The following is a 21,276-nucleotide window of genomic DNA, read 5'->3' as shown; positions in this document are numbered from 1 at the left end:
AATCTAGGGAAGAACCTTGAGGGAGTAAGGGGCGCTGCGGCCATAGCGGCTGGGGTCGTACATTTCTTCGGCCAAAGCAGGAGCCACCTGGAATTGGCCGGGGATCTCCGGACGGAAGAGATAGACAAACTCATGGCGACCCTGCTTGAGCTCGGTGCTGAAAAAGGCCACGCGGTCATCCCGATTCTCTTGGCGGGTCCAAAACCAGTCCCACCAGTAGTCTGGGGCCAAGCCGGTGAACTCTCGCGGATCCTGGGAGGTGATCTCGGCGCCGCTGGGCAGGGGATCCTCGACCGCCACGTAGTGGCTGTCCCGCTCGGCTTCCACCGTCAACCGGGCCAGGAGGATTTCTCCGGCCCTTACTGTGTCGCCAGGGCGCAGCGGCTGCTCTCGGTAGCGGATCTTCCCGTTGGGTTGGGGCTGGGGCTGTAGGCGGAAGTAGCTGCGGCTCACCGCAAAGCCTTGGGCTTGAGAGGGCAGAGGGTTGGGGACGAAGGCTTCTCCCCTCAAGCTGTAGTAAAGGGGGCCGGGGCCGGACTTTTCCAGGCGCAGGCTGCTCAGGTTCCCCACTTCTGCGTCAGCCCAATCCAGCCCATAGCGGGGATCCCCAGCGCCGGCCTGCCAGCGATCAAGAAGGGATCCAGTTGTCCCATCCAACACCCGCACCTCGCCGGGGCTGGGAAGCTGCTGCTGCTGGGCTTGGTAGTAGGCGGACAGGCCGAGGAGAGCATCGGCGGTGGCTTTGGTGGTGCGCCAGCGGTTGTTTTGCCGCTGCTGGAGAAGGGCCTCGGCAATCTGGGCAGCCCGGTCATCCTGCAAGCGAACGGCCAATTGCAAAAGCGGGCCGGCCACCTCCATGTCGTCGTAGGTGGAGCGCTCTTGGGTCGCACGAGTTGGAGCAGCCGGGATAAACCAGCGCCCTTGGGGATCCTGTTGCCGCCGCTCCAGAACCTCATCCAGGGCTGCCTGGGCAAGATCCCTCTGGCCCAGTTGCAGGGCGGCCAGGCCATGGTAGGCCAGGCCAAAGGTGGAAAGCTGGGCCGGCGGCGGCAGGTCGGCAGTTACCAAAGCGGGATCCCAGAGGGCCAGGCTGTAGGCGACAAAAGCCTGCAGATCCGGGGAGAGGGCTTGTGGCTGGGCCAGTTGAGCGGCCAGATAGTCCAAGGCCTGCCGCACCCGCCACTCTTTGAGGGCATAGCCAGCAGCTTGGGCAAGGTGATATCCCTGCAGGATGTATCCGGTCAGATAGGGGTTGCTCCGGTCACGGGCCCACCAGCCCCAGCCCCCATCGTAGTTCTGGGATCCCTCCAGTCGCTGCAAGCCGGATCGAAGCACTCGAGGCAGCCGCTCCAGGGTTTGAGAGCGCAGGTTCAAGCCCAACTGCTCGCTGACTTGGGCGACGGCTAGGGCGGGCAAGAAGCGACTCAGGGTTTGCTCGGTGCAGCCGTAGGGGAACTCCACCAGGTAATCCAGCGGCCCCAGCAGGGTTGCTGCCGGGCTAGCGGCCAGTTCCAGGTGAAGCTGCCGGGATCCCGGCACCCAGGTGGCGGGCCAATCCAGCGGCAACTCCAGACTGCCAGACTCCCCTTCACGCAAGCCAGACGGGGTTCCCAGTTGGCCCACTTGGGAGAAGCGATGCGCCGCCCCAAAGGGCTGGCTGGGGATCCGCAGTTGCAACGCATCTTTCAGCCCATTCCCTTCCGCCCAGACCCGCAGAGAGGTATCTCCGGCCCCCAGAACCTGGAGAGGCCATTCCACCCGCCCCGCTCCTTGGGCCGGCACGGTGAGGCGTTGTCGTTCCGGGCCTTGCAATTTCAAGATCCCACCGGCAGGAACAGGAACTTCCAGCCGCACCTCCACCGCTTGGGCTTGACCCGTGCGGTTTTGCACAATGGCCGCCAAGGTGAGCTGATCCCCCACCCGGAAAAAGCGGGGAGCGGCCAAGCGCACCAACAGGTCTTTGCTGACTGAGACTGTGGCAAGAGCGGATCCCACCTGGGTGTCGGCAGTGGCGGCGCGGGCGGTCAAGCGCCAGGTGGTCAGGTTGTCGGGCCAGCGCACCTGCACCTGAGCCAGGCCATCGGCATTGGTGACCAGATCCGGAAACCAGGCGGCGGTATCGCGAAAGTCTTCCCGCACTTGGCCGGCCAGCTTGTCAGCACCGCCGGGATATTGCTGAGGGAAAGAGGTAGTGGTGGTAACTTGGTTGTACTGGCGCCCATAGAAGAAGCGGCGAATATCCGGGGTGAAGTCGGGTCGCAATAGGTAGAGGGCATTGTCTACAATCCCTAGGCCCACCTCGGCGCTCACCGGCTGCCCTTGGGCATCGCGGGTGCGGATTTGGATTTGGGCGGTCTCGCCCGGTCGATAGTTGGGCTTATCGGTCTGCAGCTCCACCTGCAAAAAGCGATCCAAGGGGGAGACCCGCAGCAGGGCCTCGCTTCGGTACAGCCGCCGCTCTGGGCCGATGGCAGTGGCAGTGACGTAGAGATTAGGACGATAGTCGCCGCGGATGGGCAGCCGCAGCGTGGCCGTATGCCCCTGGAGACGCAGCACCTGCACCTGGTGCAGCCGGGATCCCTCAATGCCCACCAGCACCGCCACATCCGGCAGCGGCGAGACTATCAGGATCTGGGCCTCCTCCCCCACCTGGTAGATCTGCCGATCCGCCACCACCTCCAGGCTGGGCAGGGATCCCCAACTTTGCAGGGGGCTGCCCGGCTCCACCACCCAGAGATAGTCCACCTCCTGCACCCGTTCGCGCCAGCGGTGCAGAGCACTTTGACGGCGGGGATCCCATGCCGTCAACCGCACCCGGTAGTCTCCCGGCTCCAGGTCGGCGGGCAAGCTGAGGGTGAGGCTGCCCTCCCCGTTGACGATCTGAAAAGGCTGCCGCAGCAGGGTACCTTGCCGTTGGTAGGTGCTGCTCTTGGGATCCCAGCGCCAGCGCTCCAGGCTCAGCTCTCCGGTGGCGCTGACGGGGCGGCCATCGTAATCGCGGGCTTGCAGCCGGTAGGTGAGGGTATCCCCCGGAGCGGGCAGGTGGCGGTCGGCCTCGGCAAAGAGGGCAAATTCGCCAGCCGTGACCCAGGCCCGCGCCGATCCTGTTACCGTCCGGCGGCTGATATCGGTCACCTCCACCTCGATGCGCAGTTGCTGCACCTCTTGGGGGCCCCAGTAGCTGTCTTCTTCCCAGTCCAGATCGGCCAACAGGCGGGGTAGGTGAAAGACGGCACGCCCCTGGGCATCCGTCACCCCTTCCCCTTCCGCCACCAACTGGCCGTAGCCGCCGTAGTAGCCCTGCTCCTCTCCCAGGTCGTCGGCGAAATAGTCTTCCTCGGCAGAACGGGGCAACAGCCCATAGCGCAGGCTCCAGTCGGGGCTGCTGTAAACTCGGTAGCGGAGCTGGGCAGCGGCCACCGGCGCGCCGAAAAGATACTCGGCCTCCACCTGCACCTTCAGGGATCCCCCCCGCACCAGCCAAGGTCGGTCGGGCACCACCGCCACCTCAAACTCCGGCTTGCGGTAGGCTTCCACCTGAAAAGAGGTGTATTCGCGGCTGGATCCCTGCGGCCCTGACACCTGCCACTCCAGGCCGTAGCTGCCCAGGGACGCTTCTTCCGGCAGTTGAAACTCCCCATGGACACTGCCAAAAGCATTGGTGGCCAGGGTTTGTTCGCTCAACACATCCCCGTTGGGGGCCGTAAGGGTCAGTTGCACTGCTTGTCCTGGGGGGGGCGGCGTGAGGCGGGTTTGCTCTCGCACCAGGGCGCGGAAATAGACGGTTTGGCCAGGGCGGTAGAGGGGACGATCCGTGTAGGCGTAGATCCGGTGGGGCTGGTTCCAGCCATAGGCGTAGCTGCGGGACAAAGCCTGCAGGGTGTTGTCGGCACTGCGGCCATAGACCACCAGGGAAGAACCCTCTCTCGCCGGCAGGCCAAAGCGGGCCAGCCCCTCTGCATCGGTGGTGGCCGTCAGGGGATCCCCCCACTCCCCGAAAACTTGGATCTGGATCCCGGCCAGGGGACGCAGCTCCCGCAGGTGCACCGCCTGCACCACCAACTGGCTGGCATCCTGCTTCTGGATGAGGCCGAGATCGCTCACCAAAAACCAATGGTCGAAACGGGGCAAGGGTGCAGCCGCATTCAGCGGCTCCCGGCCCTCCGCCTCCACCCAGTAGGCCCCCGGCGGCAGGATCCCCAGCTCCAAGGTTTGGGCTGTCCACCCCTCTCCCGCTCGTCGTGGCACCGGCTGCTGCCAACTGCGCACAAGCTCCCGCCGCAGGGTGGGATACAGAGCCGGATCCAGGGAGCCATAGCCAGCATCCGCCAAATCCCGCAAGAGAGGGGATCCCTGCAGATCCGCCAGGGAAAAGCGATAGAGGCTGAGCTGCACCGAGCCCAGGCTGGTGGCCCGCCACTGCAGCCGCGCCGGTTCTGCGGTCGTGAACACCTGGCTGGTGCTGTAGAGATGGAGACCGGGGGGGACAAGCTGAGGGCGCAAGGTGGGGATCCGAACCGTTGCCCCCTCCCGCACCAGAACGGATCCCTCGCTGCCCACCGTTTCCAGGCCGCTCCCCTGCACCGTCACCTGGTATTCCCCAACAGGCAATCGATCCAAGCGATATTCGCCATCTGCGGTCAAGCTGGAGCTGCGAGTGGCCGGGCCGGCGGCGATCACCCGGACGCTCTCCAGAGCTACCCCTGCCGGTAGCTCCACCCGTCCCACCAGGGATCCCGTCGGCTGTTCGGAAAGCAAAACTGCCAGCCCCACCCCCAACAACAGCACCAGGGCCGCTAACCATCGCCTCAGCATGGGATCCCTCTCCTTTGTTGCTCCTACCCTGTGCCCTGGCCGCCCTGGGGGTTCAAGGGTCAGCCCAATCCACTACTTCACCAGCTCGAAGACGTTGAACATGGGCAGGTACATGGCCACGATAATGCAGCCCACCATACCGCCCAGGATCACGATCATCAACGGCTCCAGCAGGCTGGTGAGGGCGCGTACCGCCTCCTCCACCTCCAGCTCGTAGAAATCCGCCGTCTTCATCAGCATCGCGTCCAGCTCCCCTGTCTCTTCCCCCACGCTGATCATCTGAATGGCCATGACTGGGAAGACCTTGGCCTTGTCCAGAGCAGGGGCAATCTGCCCTCCCTCTGAGATGGATTGGCGGGCGGCGTCAATGGCGTTGGCCACCACCTGGTTGCCGGAGGTGTCGCGCACAATTTCCAAGGAAGTCAGCACCGGCACCCCGGAGCGGGTGAGAGCGCCAAAGGTGCGGCAGAAGCGAGCCACCGCCGACTTCTGGATCAGATCCCCGAAGATAGGGAGCTTGAGGGCCAGCGCGTCGATGGTCTCCTTGCCGGCAGGGGTGCGGTAAAAGCGCCGGAAAGCAAAATAGACGGCCCCTAGAAAGCCCACCAGCCCCAAGCTGTACTGGGGCGTGCGCAGGAACTTGCTGATGTTGATAAAAAACTGGGTGAAGGCAGGCAGCTCCCCTCCCAAGTCGTTGTAGATGCTCTCAAACGTGGGCAAGATGAACAGCACCATCCCTAAAAAAATAAGGATTGCCAAAATTGTCACCACCACCGGATAGGTCATGGCTGATTTAATCTGCTTCTGCAGGCGATCCATGTCTTCCAGCAGCTTGGCCAGACGGTTGAGCACTTCATCCAGAACCCCCCCCACTTCTCCTGCCTGCACCATGCTGCAGTAAAGGCCATCAAAGGCATCCGGGAAAGGGCGAATGGAGTCAGAAAGGTTTTTCCCGGCTTCCACGTCTGAGCGAATGGCCCTCAGGTATTTTTTGAGCTTGGGGTTGCCGGTTTGCTCCTCCATGATGGTAAGAGAGCGCACCATCGACACGCCGGCGTTGATCAGGGCAGCGAACTGCCGGGAAAACACCGCCTTGTCGCGAATGTCGATGGATCCCAGCATCGACAAATCGAAAGACGTCTCCAAGGAGAAAAAGGGCTTTTCTTCCTGAATGTCCTCCTGTTTGGCGAAAATCCCATCTCGGCGCAGCCGTGCGCGGGCCTCGGTCAAGTTGTTGGCCACCACCGTCAGGCGTACCGGCTGACCGGCCTTTAACCCCCGAACCTTGTAGCGCGGCATGGCTGTACCCCCGGCTAGATCACTCTAAATAACGAAATGGCTTTAAATGTTTCGCAGGTGCAAAAGAGAAGTCAGCCCAAACCTTGGGCAGATCAACAATCTCTCAGCTAGAGCTTAGCCACAAATCAAGTCAGCGGCTAGAGATCGGCGATGAACCCTCACCCGGGGATCCCTGCGCTGCCTGGTGGAGACGAAGTTTAGCGACGGGCGGCAACTGCTGCTGGCCGCTGTTGTTGGGCAGCCGCGGCTGGCGAGGGCCCGGTAACGTTGCCCAAAAGCCGTTGCAACTCCTCGGGGCGAGAGGTCTTAGACATGGCCGTATCGAAGTCGATCTTGCCCTGTAGGTAAAGGTTAGCCAGATCTTGCTCCAGCGTTTTCATGCCCTGCTTGCCCCCCGTCTGGATGGCGGAGTAGATCTGGGCAGTTTTGCCCTCCCGAATCAGGTTGGCAATGGCCGGCGTCACTACCATGATCTCCTGCACCAGCACCCGTCCAGGCTCTCCCGGTTTGGGGTTAAGGCGGCGGGCCAGAGTTTGGGAGAAGACGGCCTTGAGGGAGTTGGAGAGCTGCACGCGAATCTGCTGCTGCTGCTCGGGCGGAAACACATCCACCAAGCGATCCACCGTCTGGGCAGCAGAACTGGTGTGTACCGTGGCAAAGCAGAGGTGGCCCGTCTCGGCGGCGGTAATGGCCAACTGGATGGTCTCCAGATCCCGCATCTCCCCGATCAGGATCACATCCGGATCCTCCCGCATCGCTGCCCGCAGGGCATTGGCAAAACTCTTGGTGTCTTCCCCCAGTTGCCGCTGGTGGATGATGCTGCGAATGGGGGTGTAGATATACTCAATGGGATCCTCGATGGTGAGGATGTGCTCGGCCCGTTCGCGGTTGATCATGTCGATCATGGAAGCCAGCGTAGTCGATTTGCCAGATCCCGTTGGGCCGGTTACCAGCACCAAGCCCCGCGGCAGGCGAGCTGCTTCCTTACACACATCCGGCAGGCCCAGCTTGTCGATGTTGGGGATCTCAGAAGCCAGGGCCCGCATGGCGCAAGCATAGGTGCCGCGATCGCGGTAGACGTTCACGCGGAAGCGCCCGATCCCCCGCACCCCATAGGAGCAGTCCAATTCCCAGTTTTGCTCCAGCTGCTTGCGCTGGTTGTTGTTCAGCATGCTGAAGATCAACCGCTGCACCTCCTCTGCCGAGAGAGGCTCATGCTCTGTCGGCTCAAGGTGACCATTGATGCGGAAGTAGGGGGGCAAACCCGCCGAGATATGAATGTCGGAACCGCCCTTTTGGACGATTGCTTCCATGAGGTCTTCGATCATCAGTTGGGGCATAGGGTTGGGTTCTCCAAAGGCGAGTAGAACTGTCTATCAAAAGAGCCGCCGGCCAAAGCCATGTGAGAAAGGCAACTGTATAGGACTGTTATAGTCGGCACCCCAACATCGTCAAGGGCCAAGCCGACTTCCTAAAACTTCGGCGTCAGGCAATAGGGGCAGTCCATCCAGTCCACATGCAAGGCCGCGCCACAGTTGCGGCAGGTGCTGAGAGCCTTGGCACGGGCCTTCAGCTCGCTTTCCAGACCCTTGTCGGTGAGGGTCACCCGATCCACCTCCTCCAGCGTGGTGAGGCCCTGCTTCACCAGCATCAAGCTGTAGGCCAGCAGGGTTTTCATGCCACTTTCCACCGCCGCTTCTTTGATCACCTCCGTGGGGGCCTCTTTGTTGATCAAGTCCGCAAGGCGGTCGTTCATGCGCATGAACTCGTACACCCCTACCCGACCTTTGTAGCCCACGCCCCCACACTTCTCGCAGATGGGCTTGCCGGTGGCCTTGCGCTGCTCCACTTCTTTGGGGGAGAGCTTGTTGGCTTTGTAGAAGGTGAGCTGCTCGCCGTCGCCACTGAGGGTAAGGCCATAGCGGGCCAGCTCCTCCGGCGTGGGGTGGTAGGGGATCCGACATTCGGTACACACTCGGCGCATCAAGCGCTGAGCCAGCACCCCCAGCAACGAGCTGGAGATCATAAATGGCTCGATCCCCATCTCCGTCAGGCGGGCGATGGCACCGGGGGCATCGTTGGTGTGCAGCGTGGTCAACACCAGGTGACCGGTAAGGGAAGCCTCGATGGCGGTTTTGGCCGTCTCGTGGTCGCGGGTTTCCCCCACCAGGATGACATCCGGGTCTTGCCGCAAGAAGGCCCGCAGGATCATGGCAAAGTCCATGCCCTTTTCTCGGATCACCTGCACCTGAGTGATCCCCGGCAGCGAGTATTCAATGGGATCCTCGGCAGTGCTGATGTTGATGCCCGGATCGTTCACCTCCGCCAGAGCCGAGTAGAGGGTGGTGGTTTTCCCGGATCCCGTTGGCCCAGTTACCAGGATTAGGCCAAAGGGTCGCCTGACAATCTCCTTGAAGCTTTCCAAGGTCTCTGGGTCGGTGATCAGCTTGTCCAGCCCCAGTTGGGTGGCGGAGTTGTCCAGGATCCGCAGCACGATCTTCTCCCCATAGCGGGAGGGCAGGGTGCTGACCCGGAAGTCCACCTTGCGCCCCTTGAAGACCCGCCGAATCCGCCCATCCTGGGGCATGCGCCGCTCGGCAATGTTCAAATTGGACATGATTTTGAAGCGAGCGGTGAGGGCAGGGACGATCTTCTTGGGAAAGTTTTCAAAAGCCTGCCGCAACACCCCATCTTTGCGGAAGCGGATGCGCAGGTATTCTTCTTGTGGCTCGATGTGGATGTCGGACGCCCCATCCTGCAGGGCCTTGACCAGGATCTGGTTGGACAGTTTAATAATCGGGGCATCATCTGCCGATTTGACCTGCTGCTCCAGGGATCCCTCGCCGGCCTCATCGGCAGCCACATCCTCAATAGCATCCAGATCGATTTCGGCAGTGTTGACCACCACCTCTTCTTCCTGTTGGGCAGCAGCCGCGTCGTTGATCCCCTTGATGGCCAGCAGCTCCGCCTGCGCATCCATGTAGCGGTTGATCAGGGTCTCGAAATCCCGCTGGGTGAAGACCCGCCGCTGCAGCTTCAGCCCCTGGATGCGGAAGCGCCGTTGAATGTCGTCCAGTGCCTGCAGGTTGTCTGGCTTGACCATCGCCACCGTCACCTGATTGTCTCGACGGCGAATGGGCAAGAACTTGTAGCGGTTGCAGATGTCGAGGGGCAAGATCGAGTCGATCAGCCCAATCATCTCGGAGATCTCCACCGGCTCCAGGTCGACATCCAGGGAGGGGATCCCGTAGATAATTTTGAGTTCAAAGAGCTGCTGCCGTTTGTAAGCCCGCTCCAGGTCAGGGGTGATCTCTTTGCCCACGATATCCTTGACCACCAGAGCCAGGGCCTTGCTGTTGCCCTCTCGATCCGCTTTGAGGGCGTTTTGGATGTCCTGGATCTGCTTATCGTCGGCAAAGCCCAGCTCCTTTAACTTGCGGCCAAAGGGGGTAATGCTGACGTTGGCGATGGCCAGAGCTTTGCTGGCAGCGCCGGCACGGCGCGAGGTAAAAGGAGGGGGAGGAAGATCGTTCATGCTGGCGGGTCACCCACAATGCCTCTATTTCAGTGCACTTGGCTGCTAAGGGTCAACGGTAAAGATACATAAGTCTGGACTTCCCAGAGGCCGCCAACCCTGGGCTTACTATGCCCCAACTCGGCTCAAATCTCGCATTCCTATCCACCTCACCCCCTAAGTCTCGCAGACCAGCGCTTGCGACCGCTGGGTCAAGTAAAGATTTTCGCCGTAATCGACAGGGCAGTCGATGAGGGTGGGCACCGGCTGCTCGAGGGCCTGCTTCAGGATGGGGATCAGGTCGGCAGCCTTTTCGACGCGGTAGCCCTTGAGGCCCATGCTCTCCGCCAGCTTGACGAAGTCTGGATTGCCGAACTTGACGAAAGCAGCCTCGTTGTATTGATTGTGTTGCTTCCACTCGATCAGCCCATAGCCGCCATCGTTGAAGATGAGAGTTACAAAGGGGGTGCCCACCCTGAGGGCAGTTTCCAGCTCTTGGCAGTTCATCATGAACCCTCCATCTCCGGTTACGGCCACGATGCGCCGGTCAGGATGCACCAGTTTGGCGGCCAAGGCCCCCGGAATGGCGATGCCCATGGCGGCAAAGCCGTTGGAGATGAGACAGGTGTTGGGTTTGTCACAGTGGTAGAGGCGGGCCATCCACATCTTGTGGGCACCGACATCGGAGATGACGATGTCTTCCGGTTGCAGGACTTGGCGCAGGTCGTAGATCAGCTTCTGGGGTTTGATCGGGTAGCTCTGATCCTGGGCATAGCAGGTGTACTCGCGGACGATGTTCTGCCGCAGGCTGAGGCCATAGGGATCCGGCTTGCCCGTGCGATCGCAGCGGCGCAGGATCTCCATCAGGGAGTCGGAAATGTCTCCCACCACCTCCACTTGCGGGATGTAGCTGCTGTCGATTTCAGCCGGCAGGGCGGCGATGTGAACGATGGGGATGGTGCCGTCGGGGTTCCATTTCTTGGGAGAGTACTCGATGAGGTCGTAGCCGACGGCGATCAACAGATCGGTTCGGTCGAAACCACAACTGACCAGATCCCGCTGCTGTAGGCCAACGGCCCACAAGGACAAGGGGTGGGTGTAGGGGATCACTCCTTTGCCCATGAAGGTGTTGACCACGGGGATGTTCAAGCGGGTGGCAAATTCCGTGAGGGCGCTGCTGGCTTGGGCGCGAATGGCCCCATTGCCGGCCAAAATCAAGGGGTTGCGGGCGCGGGAGATCAGGGAGGCCGCTTCGTTCAGGCTTTGATAGGAAGCGTAGGTTTTGTCCAGGCGATCTCTCCTCAAGGGAGTGCCGCTGGCTTCCATGGCGGCGATGTTTTCCGGCAAGTCGATGTGGACGGCCCCGGGCTTCTCGGTTTGGGCCAATTTGAAAGCCTTGCGCACGATCTCCGGGGTGATGCTGGGGCGCACGATCTGGGCATTCCACTTGGTGACGGGGGCAAACATGGCCACCAAATCCAGGTATTGATGGGATTCGATGTGCATGCGGTCGGTGCCGACTTGGCCGGTGATGGCCACTAGGGGTGCTCCATCCAGGTTGGCATCGGCAACTCCGGTCATCAGGTTGGTGGCGCCCGGCCCCAAGGTGGAGAGACACACCCCCGCTCTGCCCGTCAGCCGGCCATAGACATCGGCCATGAAGGCGGCCCCCTGTTCGTGGCGGGTGGTGATAAAGCGAATTGAGGAGCGGCGCAGGGCTTGCAGGACTTCCAGGTTTTCTTCGCCAGGAACGCCGAAGATGTACTGCACCCCCTCATTTTCCAGGCAGCGAACCAGCAGTTCGGCGGTATTCATGGTGGCAAGGGTATGGAGAACGGTGGATCTGGATCCCACCATAGACGGCGGACGGGGCAAGGGATAACTTGTTTTCTGGCCTTGGGGACGGGAGCAGGCTGGGTGGGCAGTGGGAACCAAGCTAAGCTCAAAGGGGCGGCCCAGGCCCAATTGCCCCTCCAAGCTTCCTCTTCTGGAGATGCCCATGCGGCTCTACGTCGAACCCTTCACCGTTCACAAGCGCTACGCCTTGACCATCAGCCGGGGTACCCACAGCGAGACAACCCTGGCTTGGGTGCGGATTGAGGAGGAGGGAATTGAAGGGTGGGGGGAGGCCTGCCCCTTTTCGGTGAGCGACGATTGCCACCAGTCTCTGGACGACATCCTGATGGGCTTGGACGTGGCCAAAGGGATCCTGCGCCGCCATTCCCCCTGGGAGCGACAGCCAATCGAGGCAGAACTGCTGCGGGCCGGGATCCCTTCGGCAGCGCGGGCAGCGGTGGATATGGCCCTGCACGATTGGATGGGCAAACGGCTGGGGAGGCCCCTGTGGCAGTTGTGGGGGCTGGATCGCTCCCGCATTCCGCCCACGACGATGACGATCGGCATCTCCACCCCGCAGGCGGCCCGCCAGCGCGCCTTGGCCTGGATGGAACAGACCCAAGCGCGGGCCTTTAAGATCAAGCTGGGCAGCGGCTCAGGACTGATGGCGGATCAGAACATGCTGATTGCTGTACAAGAGGTGATCCCGCTGGGATCCCTGATTACAGTGGATGCCAACGGCGCTTGGACGGTGGAACAAACCCTGAGCATGAGCAACTGGCTGGCGGGGCAAGGGGTGAGCTACCTGGAGCAGCCTTTGGAGAGGGGGCAGGAAGCAAAGCTGATCACCCTCTGGCACGAGTCGAAGCTGCCCATTTTTGTGGATGAGAGCTGTATGGACAGCCGCGATATCCCCCCTCTGGTGGATCGCGTCCACGGGATCAACATTAAGCTGATGAAGTGCGGGGGCCTCAGCGAAGCTTGGCGCATGATCCACACCGCCAAAGCCCACGGCCTGCAGGTGATGTTGGGCTGCTACAGCAACACAGCCCTGGGGAATACAGCGGCAGCCCACTTGGCTCCCCTGGTGGATTACCTGGACTTGGATAGCCACCTCAACCTCATCGACGATCCCTTTGCCGGGGCCATCCTGCAGGACGGCTGCCTGCTCCCCACCGACCGACCGGGCTTGGGGGTAGAGCTGAGGGAGGAATGATGGGAAAGCCAGGATCCCTGTCCAGCGAAAGTCGCGTGGCCATCCTGCTCCACGGGGGGTTGCTGGGGGAGCATGGGAAAACGGGGCTGGGGCTGCTGCGCTACGGCTCTTTCCCGGTGGTGGCGGTGATCGACCGGGAGCAGGCGGGGGGATCCCTGGCCCATCTGACCGGAATAGCCAAAGACATCCCCATCGTGGCCTCGGTGGAGGAGGCGCTGGCCTACCGGCCTGAAGTTCTGGTGATTGGGATTGCCCCTTCAGGGGGGCAGTTGCCGCCAGCCTGGCGGGAGGAGTTGGGCCTGGCCCTGCGAGCTGGCCTGTCTCTGGTGAATGGGCTGCACACGCCTTTGGCCGAGGATCCCCAGTTTCGGCAGTGGTTGCAGCCGGGGGCCTGGATCTGGGATATTCGCCGCGAGCCCCCCAACTTATCGGTGGGGAAAGCCCTGGCCCGCACCTTGCCCTGTAAACGGGTGTTGACGGTGGGCACCGACATGAGCGTGGGCAAAATGTCCACCAGCTTGGAGCTGCACCGGGCCAGCCTGAGACGGGGCCTGCGCTCCCGCTTTTTGGCCACCGGGCAAACCGGGATTCTGATCGGCGGCGAGGGGATCCCTTTGGATGCGGTGCGAGTGGACTATGCCAGTGGGGCGGTGGAGCAACTGATCATGCGCTATGGCTCTGACCACGACATTCTGCACCTGGAAGGTCAGGGATCCCTGCTCAACCCCGCCTCTACGGCCACCTTGCCCCTGTTGCGCGGATCCCAGCCCACCCACCTTATCCTGGTACACCGCGCCGGCCAGACCCACATCAAGGGGATAGACTACGTGCCCATCCCGCCCTTACCCAAGGTGATTGAGCTGTATGAACAGGTGGCGGCAGCTGCCGGGGCTTTTGCCCCCGCGCCCGTGGTGGGGATTGCCCTCAATACCTTCGGCTGGGAGGAAGAAGCGGCCCTGGAGCAGATCCGCCGGGTGGAGGCTGAGACCGGACGGCCCTGTACAGATGTGGTGCGCTTTGGGGCAGATCCCTTGTTGGAGGCAATTTTGGCGGCAGGATAACTCAGTTTGCAGACAGCGGATCTACTCCCATTGTCCATCTGGGAAAAACTCATCATCTTCAACAGGTGAGCGATTCAGATGGTTCCCGGTGCCGTTGTCTTCTCTGAGATGCGATCTCCTCAGCCAGGTATTCTCGATCCAAGTCGCTCCCATTGGCCGGGGGCCAGGAACTGGGCTTGCTCCGTGTTCAGAGAAGAGGCCTTCAATCTTCGGAAAGTAAGCCGATGGGTACACCTGCACAGCCAAGATGGGATCCTAGATTCACAGTCTTCCCCAGAACTCCAGATGACAACTCCCCCCGAAAAGCCTGATCCCAAAATGAAATCGGGATCCCTGCCCTCTGCCCTGCGATCCGGGCTGAACATTGCCCTGTTCCTATTCTTGGTGGTGCTGGTTTCCTACTTGGGTCTTAACTTCGTGCTGGCCTTGGTGGACAAGCTCAGCTAACTGCTTACTTTGTAAACTGAGCAAACTGATCCCTCAGCATCACCCAGGTGCTGCCGGCCCAGATTTGCCGATAGCCCTTTGTCGCCAAGGGCAGGAAAGATACACTGGATTTACAGGACTTAACACCTTCTCTCAGTTGCCCCCTTGCCACCATGAGCCCCCTCTTTTGGTTGAGGCTGCCCTCTTTCTCCTGGCCTTCGCCGGGATCCCTTAAGCTTTATTCCAGATCCTACTCTGGATCTCAACCAGGGCCGACCCTAGCCCGCCGGGATCCTTCCTGGAAGCGTTGGCTGCGCTATCTTTATCTGCGCCTGTTGCGGCTGCAATCGTCGCCAAAAGAAATTGCCCGTGGCTTGGCGGTAGGGGTTTTTGCCGGCTGTTTCCCCATCTTCGGCTTTCAAACGTTGGCCGCTCTGGTGTTGGCTGTTCCGTTTCGGGGCAACAAGCTGGCGGCGGCGGCAGGGACCTGGGTGAGTAACCCCTTCACCTATGTGCCCATCTATGCATTCAACTACCAGGTGGGAGAATGGCTACTGGGATCCCGAACTGTCCTTCCCGCCACAGAGCTGGTGGCGGCCACTTGGCAAAACTGGATGCAGTGGGGCTTGGAGATGTCGGGCACGCTGTTTGTCGGCTGTGCGTTTGTCGGTTTTTGGGGATCCCTCGTCAGCTATTTTCTGGGGCTGTGGTTGGTGCAGCGGATTCGTCGGCGGCAGAAAATGGCCGGCAGGGGTCTGTGAATGGGCGCAAGGCGATTCAGAATCCCAACTGAGAACCCAATCCTGGACAGTCTGCAGGTGCAGAGATCCATCCGTTTTCACAGAGCTTTTCACAGATAAGGTCTCATGATGGAAGACATGCGAGCGTTGTTGACAGACCTCAGCCGTCGCTCCCAGCGATGGGGGGAGCAGTTGGGATCCGCTTTGCAGACGGGTATGAACCAGCTCACGCAAGCCCCTCAGCCCATTGTGTTGCTCTCTTCGCGGGAACTGGAGAAAATGCGGCGGGCTTGTCGCCTGGCGGCAGATCTGCTCAAGCACTTGGAGCCGATGGTGCGACCAGGGGTCACCACCCAAGAGCTTAACGACGAGGCCGAGCGGTGGACGCGGGCGCATGGGGCCAAAAGTGCCCCTTTAGGCTACCATGGCTTTCCCAAATCCATCTGCACCAGCGTCAACCACGTGGTCTGCCACGGCATTCCCAGCCCCAAGCAGATCCTGCGAGAAGGCGACATCATCAACATCGATGTCACCCCGGTTTTGGATGGCTACCACGGCGATACGTCCAAAACCTTCTTTGTCGGACAGCCTTCTGAGCGGGCGCGGCGCCTGGTGGAGGTGACCGAAGAATGTCTGCGGCGGGGCATTGCTGCTGTAAAGCCGGGGGGGAGAGTCGGCGACATTGGCGCTGCCATTCAAGAATACGCCGAGGCCCAGGGCTACAGCGTGGTGCGCGATTTTGTCGGGCATGGGGTGGGACGGCAATTCCACACGGCCCCCCAGATCCCCCACTACGGCGAACGGGGAAAAGGGGAGAAACTCCGCCCCGGCATGGTGTTCACCATCGAGCCGATGATCAACGAGGGCACCTGGGAGGTGAAGGTGCTCTCCGACGGGTGGACGGCGGTCACTTTGGATGGCAAGCTCTCGGCCCAATTTGAACATACGGTCGCCGTTACCGAAACCGGTGTAGAGATCTTGACCCTGCCTTCCCAAAGCCCCTGAGCCGATCATGAACAGCGCCCCCGCTCTCCGCCTGCGCCTCTCTTCCGAGAACCTGCTGCTGCTGCTGGCGGCGGCAGTGGGGTTGGGCACGGGGCTATCGGTGGTTGGATTTCGCTACTTGATTGGCTGGTGGCGCTATCTGCTGCAGGACACCCTCGTGGATGGCCTCGGCAGGGCTGCAGAACACTATGGCCTGTGGCTGCTGGGATCCTGGCCGCTGGCTTTGGCGCCGGTGTTGGGGGGCCTGCTGATCGGCGCTTTGGGGGCAGTTGTGCCCTTTCCCAACTTGAGCCTCTCCGGCTTGGTGAGTCCTGCTCGTCCTTTGGCACTTCAGCCCTGGTGGATCCCGCTCAAGCTCTTGGCGGCTGCCATCTCGTTGGGCGCGGGAGCTTCCCTTGGCCCTGAGGCCCCCAGTGTGGAAAGTGGCGCTTTGCTGGGATCCCTGCTGGGGCAAAACCTACGCCTCTCGCGGGAGCGGGTGCAACTGTTGATGGCTGCCGGAGCAGCGGCTGGCCTGGCGGCAGGGTTTAACGCGCCCATTGCCGGGGTGTTTTTGGCGCTGGAGCTGGCTTTGGCCCGCACCTTCACCACTTCTGCTGTCAGTGTGGTGGTGTTGGCGGCGGTGGTCTCCGCCTTGATCGCCCAGGTGGGGTTGGGGGCACAACCCGCTTTTCTTTTGCCCACCATCACCCAGCCGGCTTTTGTCTTGCCGGACTACGAGATCCACAGCTTGCTGGAGGTACCTCTGTATCTCGGCTTGGGCTTTTTGGCCAGCCTGGTTTCTATGGCCTTCAGCTACACCCTGGAGTGGGGCAAGCACCTGTTCAACAGTGGCCCCCTGGCGGCCTGGCCAGCTTGGAGCAAGCCCATTTTGGGGGGCGGGATCCTGGGCTGCGCGGGCTTGGGGATCCCATTGGCGTTGGGGGTGGGCTATGAAACCATTGAGTCGATTCTGCAGGCCGTTCCCTTTTCTCTTGGCCATCTGGGCCTGCTCCTATTGGGCAAGCTGTTGCTGAGCGCTTTGAGCCTGGGCAGCGGCTTTGTGGGGGGAACCTTTGCTCCGGCTTTGTTCATGGGGGCAGTGCTGGGGGCAGGCTACGGTCAGGTGCTATCTCAAGCTTTGCCCTTGATTGCCTTGTCTCCCCCTGCTGCCTACGCCATGGTGGGCATGGCGGCGGTGTTGGCGGCCAGCGTGCGGGCTCCGCTAACGGCCATTTTGCTGCTGTTTGAGATGACGCGGGACTACCACATCGCGCTGCCGGTGATGGCGGCAGTGGGTTTGAGCATCTGGCTGACCGAGCAGTTGCATTCGCCGGCCATCTACCCTTCCGCCCGTCGCTATCGCCACGCCATGCTTCCGGGAGAAGGAGTCCTTGGGCGGGAGCCTAGAGAGCTGACGGTGCAAGAGGTGATGGTGCCCCCATCTCTTTTGCTTCGGCAAGACACACCGCTGCGAGAAGCTCTGGAGAGTTTGCTGCAGCAGAAGTGCCATAGCGCGTTGGTGGTGGACGGACAGGAGCGGCTGCGGGGCATTCTCACCCTGGAAGATCTGGAGCGGGCCTTGGCCCATAAGGAGGCGGCGGAGTTGGCGGAGCTAACCGTACAGGAGGTCAGCCAATCTCCGGTTCTCACCACCTTCCCCGATGAGGCGGTAGCGGTGGCAGCTGAGCCGATGTACGAATACGATTTGCGCCAATTGCCAGTGGTCTCGCGGGAAGACCCGGAGCAGATCGTCGGCCTGTTGGATCGAGAGCGGGTGCTGCTCTCCCAAGAGATTCAATCGGTGCGGCAAGCCCTGGAGTTGGAAGTTCCCCCAGCAGAGAGAGACGCCGGCAGGAACGGACAAGAGGGGATCCCAGATGCTTCTACTGCGCCTGCAGAATAGAGCCCTGCTGTCGGGATCAACGCTGCCGCCCAGAGGGGCAGGTGGGACGCAGCGGGCAGCGGCCACATTCGGGCATACGGGCCTTGCAAATGCGCTTGCCCAGCCGGACAAAGTTGACGTGCAGGGAATAGGCTTTGCCTCTGGGGATCTGAGGGGAAAGCTGAGCAAAAGTGTCGTCGGGATGTTTGGCCCGCACCAAGCCCAGACGGTTGGCCACTCGATGCACATGGGTATCCACCGGGCAGAGATCCCGACCCAGCCCGAACAACAACACACAGGTGGCGGTCTTCAGCCCTACCCCTTTCAGGGAGAGCAAAAAATCGAGGGCGCCAGCATCGTCTAGCTCTCTTAGAAAGTCCAGACTCAGGGATCCCTGTCGTTCTTGAATGGCAGCCAGGATCTCCTGAATGCGGGCTGCCTTGAGGTGGGCCAAGCCGCCGGGGCGAATCACCTGAACCAGATCTGCCGGATCGGCGGCCGAGACCGCTTCCCAAGAGGGAAAGGCGGCTTTGAGGGCGCGGAAGGCACGGCTGCTGTTGGCATCGGTGGTGTTCTGGGAAAGGATCGTGCCCACCAACTCGTCCAGGAGATCCGGGCGGGGGGAAAGCCCATCGGGAGCCCGCTGAGGGATCCCGAAGCACTGTTCTAGCCGCATCAACAGCGATTCCATCCTGTCGGCGGGCGGGAGTTCTGCCAGCAGGGTTGGGGACTCCGCCGCTTTGGCGGGCACAGGCGGGCGTTGGGAAAGGCTGTCCAATCTTGGCTGTACCACGGCTTAACGGGCAGAACTCTGGCGGATCTCCTGCAACAGGCGGGCAAGAACCTTGCTGGCATTGGGGGGAGCTGTGGCTTGCAAGTGGGCGGCCATTTGGGCAACCACCTGCGGCTGAGCCAACCAGGTCAACACCGTTTGCCGCAGCAAGTCCAAGTTCTCTTCGGATTCTCGCATGACCACCCCCCCACCGCGCCCCACAAAGGCCAGAGCATTCTGATACTGATGATCCTCAGCGGCAAAGGGATAGGGGATCAAAATGGCCGGGGTGGCGGTGGTCAGCAACTCCGCCAGGCTCATGGCTCCGGCGCGGCTAATGGCAAAGTTGGCCCGCTGCAACAAGGCAGCTACATCTCGACGGAAAGGAAAGGGCCGGTAGCGGGGATGGCTGGGGATCCTGGCTTCCGGATCTTGAGCTTCGCTGCCGCCGGTCAAATGCACAATCCAGGCCCCCGCCTCCAACCAAGCTTCGGCACAGGCGGCCACCATGCGGTTGAGGCCCCGCGCCCCCTGGCTACCCCCCATGACCACAATGAGGGGATCCCCGTCGGGAATGGGGAGGTCGGCAGGGAAAGGCTGGGGCGTGTAGAACTCGGCCCGCACCGGCGTACCCACCACTTGGGCAGCCACCCCTGGCAAATGCTCTGCCGTCTCTGCCATGCCCAGCGCCACCACCTGACAAAATCTCCCCAACCAACGGGTCACTTTGCCCGGGATCCGATTGGACTCGTGCAGCAACACCGGTACCCCCAGCGAGCGGGCGGCCAAAATGGTCGGAGCGGCAATGTACCCGCCGGTGGTCAGAACAACGTCAAACCGTCCCAACTTGAGGAGTTGGCGCACTTGCAGGGTGGCGCGGGCCAGTTGGGCCAAGGCTTGCAGCTTGCGGAGAGGGGATCCCTGCCAGCCGGACATGACAACCCGGTGCAAGGGATAGCGCTCCCGCACCAGCTTCCCTTCCATCCGATCCGGCACCCCCAGCCATTCGATCTGCCAGTCGGGCAACTGCTCGGCAATAGCCAAAGCCGGAAAAATGTGGCCACCAGTGCCACTGGCAGCAACCAGCAGCCGCGGGCGTGAAGCTGGATCCTTGGCGCGTATATCCACCCGTGTGCCGATTAGGGATCCCTGAGACCTTCAGGAGTTGTTGGAGCTGACATAGCGCAAGAGGGTGCCCCGTTGCCCCAGAATAAACCCTTGCTCAGGGCCGAAAAACTCAATGCTGTAGAAGTTGGCGGGGATGTTGCTGAGTTTCTTGGCCTGTTCCCAGGTTTTGCCACCATCAGGGCTGTGGATCAGGGTAGCGCCACCCCCCACCACCCACAGGTCGTGGTCGTTTTGATAGGCGGCATTGAGGTAGCCAAAGCTGAGGGCCCGCCCCGGACGCAGCGGCGACGACCACTGGCCGGAGGTGAAGTCATCGGTAAAGGCGATCTCCGCCCCTTGGTTCAATTTCCAAGCGCTGCCGTGGGGGCCAAAGCCCATGTTTTGAATGCGGCGGGAGCTTTCCCGCGGGTAGGGCTTCCAGGTGCGACTTTCAGGAGTGTACAGAAAGTAGAAGCTGCCCCGCGACGACACCGCCAGATATTCGCCTTCAGGGCCGCGGGCAATGTTTTTGATGGCCCCAATCGGCTCATCCACTTGGGCATGCCAGGTCTGACCGCCATCTTCGGTGCGGTAGATGGCCCCCACATTGGTCACCATTTCGGCGGCGCCAGGGCCCAGAGCCTGGATCAAGAGCGGCTCCCCTGGCAGTTGGTTGTTGAGGCGGATGGAAGTCCAGTCGGATCCCTCGTTCAGGGTGTGGAGGAGGATCTTCGGCTGCCCGGCCACCCAGCCTTCTGCCCCAGCAAAGCTAATGGAGGCCAGGTAGGCTTCCGGCTCCAGACCCGGCAGCTCCCGCACCTGCCAGTGCAGACCCCCATCGCGGGATTCCAGCAGCGTCGCCTTGTCTCCCACCAACCAGCCATGGGAAGGGGTGGTGCCGGTGAAGGCAATGTCCAGCAGAATGTTCTGGGTGGGCACTTCCACCTGCTCCCAGGGCACCACCCGCATGTTGGGCATCCCCGCCGCCATCAGCAGCACCGAGACAGCAACCAGCAGCACCAGCCTCAGGGGTTTGAACATCTTGACCCTCACTCGACGAAATAAAAACTCATCAAAAATAAAAATCCCAGCGCCAATCCCAAAAAGATCAGCAGGTTCTTTTGGGCAGGGGTCATCACATTCACCCCCAGGCCATAGCGCAGGTTCTCTTGAAAACCCGAAGGCTTGCCTTTGGCACCCACTGCTTGGAACAAGCGCTTGTCGGCTCGGCACACCGGACATTTCCAATCGGCTGGCAATTCCTCAAACGGCACGCCCGCCGGGATCCGATTGAGCTGATCCCCCTTAGCCGGTTCGTAAACATAGCCACAAGAACGACATTCGTAACGCTGCATCCGCAGGGGATCGCTGAGCTGCGCATCGGTTTCATCTTCCGGCAACTCAATGAGCCTCGGTGTCTGGGGAGAACGGGGTTGAACACCGGGATCCGGTTGCGAGCCATTCATGGTCAGGGATCCATCTGCATCGTCGATCCTATTATGAGAGGAATTGTTACAAAAATCTACTCAGCTAGAAATCGCAGGAGCCCCGCACTGTACCCGTAGGGTCAGTGCCGGGAGGAATGCGCTTTGATGAAGTACAATGAACTTATGAGCCAAGT

Annotated in this window: 15 protein-coding genes; 6 read left to right on the top strand and 9 right to left on the bottom strand. The window is 61.5% G+C overall.

Features of this window, described 5'->3' with window-relative positions:
* Nucleotides 1–3 precede the first annotated feature (3 nt).
* The 5 genes from ACVWZ1_RS05170 to ACVWZ1_RS05150 all read right to left on the bottom strand — a co-directional run bounded on the left by ACVWZ1_RS05170 (nucleotide 4) and on the right by ACVWZ1_RS05150 (nucleotide 11,443).
* A complete protein-coding gene (locus tag ACVWZ1_RS05170; RefSeq protein WP_457502729.1) occupies nucleotides 4–4,815 on the bottom strand; it encodes an alpha-2-macroglobulin family protein in 4,812 nt (1,603 codons plus the stop codon).
* A 72-nt stretch (nucleotides 4,816–4,887) separates the two neighbouring features.
* Nucleotides 4,888–6,114, bottom strand: coding sequence for a type II secretion system F family protein (locus tag ACVWZ1_RS05165; protein ID WP_457502728.1), 1,227 nt, complete (start codon nucleotides 6,112–6,114; stop codon nucleotides 4,888–4,890).
* Between the two features lie 197 nt (nucleotides 6,115–6,311).
* Nucleotides 6,312–7,454 carry a type IV pilus twitching motility protein PilT gene (locus ACVWZ1_RS05160; protein WP_238376760.1) on the bottom strand — a complete coding sequence of 381 codons (1,143 nt, stop codon included), beginning with the start codon at nucleotides 7,452–7,454 and terminating at the stop codon, nucleotides 6,312–6,314.
* Between the two features lie 131 nt (nucleotides 7,455–7,585).
* Entirely contained in the window at nucleotides 7,586–9,649 is a 2,064-nt protein-coding gene (locus ACVWZ1_RS05155; protein WP_457502727.1) for a GspE/PulE family protein, read from the bottom strand.
* Nucleotides 9,650–9,805: 156 nt separating this feature from the next.
* A complete protein-coding gene (locus tag ACVWZ1_RS05150; RefSeq protein ID WP_457502772.1) occupies nucleotides 9,806–11,443 on the bottom strand; it encodes an acetolactate synthase large subunit in 1,638 nt (545 codons plus the stop codon).
* A gap of 184 nt (nucleotides 11,444–11,627) precedes the next feature.
* Between ACVWZ1_RS05150 and ACVWZ1_RS05145 the strand changes: the two genes are divergently transcribed.
* The 6 genes from ACVWZ1_RS05145 to ACVWZ1_RS05120 all read left to right on the top strand — a co-directional run bounded on the left by ACVWZ1_RS05145 (nucleotide 11,628) and on the right by ACVWZ1_RS05120 (nucleotide 17,797).
* Entirely contained in the window at nucleotides 11,628–12,680 is a 1,053-nt protein-coding gene (locus tag ACVWZ1_RS05145) for a dipeptide epimerase (RefSeq protein ID WP_457502725.1), read from the top strand.
* The gene (locus ACVWZ1_RS05140; RefSeq protein ID WP_457502771.1) at nucleotides 12,680–13,741 is read left to right on the top strand and encodes a DUF1611 domain-containing protein; all 1,062 of its coding nucleotides are present in this window, start codon (nucleotides 12,680–12,682) and stop codon (nucleotides 13,739–13,741) included. Before ACVWZ1_RS05145 ends, ACVWZ1_RS05140 begins: the two co-directional genes overlap by 1 nt.
* A gap of 285 nt (nucleotides 13,742–14,026) precedes the next feature.
* A complete protein-coding gene (locus ACVWZ1_RS05135) occupies nucleotides 14,027–14,188 on the top strand; it encodes a hypothetical protein (protein WP_457406372.1) in 162 nt (53 codons plus the stop codon).
* A gap of 152 nt (nucleotides 14,189–14,340) precedes the next feature.
* Complete coding sequence (locus tag ACVWZ1_RS05130; RefSeq protein ID WP_457502724.1) at nucleotides 14,341–14,928, top strand: DUF2062 domain-containing protein; 588 nt, start codon at nucleotides 14,341–14,343, stop codon at nucleotides 14,926–14,928.
* 195 nt (nucleotides 14,929–15,123) lie between these two features.
* Nucleotides 15,124–15,912 (top strand): type I methionyl aminopeptidase, encoded by a 789-nt coding sequence (gene map, locus ACVWZ1_RS05125; RefSeq protein ID WP_414342345.1) that lies wholly within the window; start codon nucleotides 15,124–15,126, stop codon nucleotides 15,910–15,912.
* Nucleotides 15,913–15,919: 7 nt separating this feature from the next.
* A complete protein-coding gene (locus ACVWZ1_RS05120) occupies nucleotides 15,920–17,797 on the top strand; it encodes a chloride channel protein (RefSeq protein WP_457502723.1) in 1,878 nt (625 codons plus the stop codon).
* A gap of 16 nt (nucleotides 17,798–17,813) precedes the next feature.
* Here the strand turns inward: ACVWZ1_RS05120 and ACVWZ1_RS05115 are convergent, their stop codons facing one another.
* Genes ACVWZ1_RS05115 through ACVWZ1_RS05100 form a run of 4 tightly spaced genes read right to left on the bottom strand, consistent with a single transcriptional unit; the run spans nucleotide 17,814 to nucleotide 21,010 of the window.
* Nucleotides 17,814–18,569: an endonuclease III domain-containing protein gene (locus tag ACVWZ1_RS05115; RefSeq protein WP_457502722.1), complete on the bottom strand. Its 756-nt coding sequence runs from the start codon at nucleotides 18,567–18,569 to the stop codon at nucleotides 17,814–17,816.
* Nucleotides 18,570–18,572: 3 nt separating this feature from the next.
* Nucleotides 18,573–19,676 (bottom strand): undecaprenyldiphospho-muramoylpentapeptide beta-N-acetylglucosaminyltransferase, encoded by a 1,104-nt coding sequence (gene murG, locus ACVWZ1_RS05110; protein ID WP_457465882.1) that lies wholly within the window; start codon nucleotides 19,674–19,676, stop codon nucleotides 18,573–18,575.
* 30 nt (nucleotides 19,677–19,706) lie between these two features.
* Complete coding sequence (locus ACVWZ1_RS05105; protein ID WP_457465883.1) at nucleotides 19,707–20,696, bottom strand: photosynthesis system II assembly factor Ycf48; 990 nt, start codon at nucleotides 20,694–20,696, stop codon at nucleotides 19,707–19,709.
* Between the two features lie 8 nt (nucleotides 20,697–20,704).
* A complete protein-coding gene (locus ACVWZ1_RS05100; protein WP_457384587.1) occupies nucleotides 20,705–21,010 on the bottom strand; it encodes a rubredoxin in 306 nt (101 codons plus the stop codon).
* Nucleotides 21,011–21,276 lie beyond the last annotated feature (266 nt).

Source organism: Thermostichus sp. MS-CIW-25, assembly GCF_054060015.1.
This window is presented reverse-complemented; position numbering and strand designations above follow the sequence as displayed.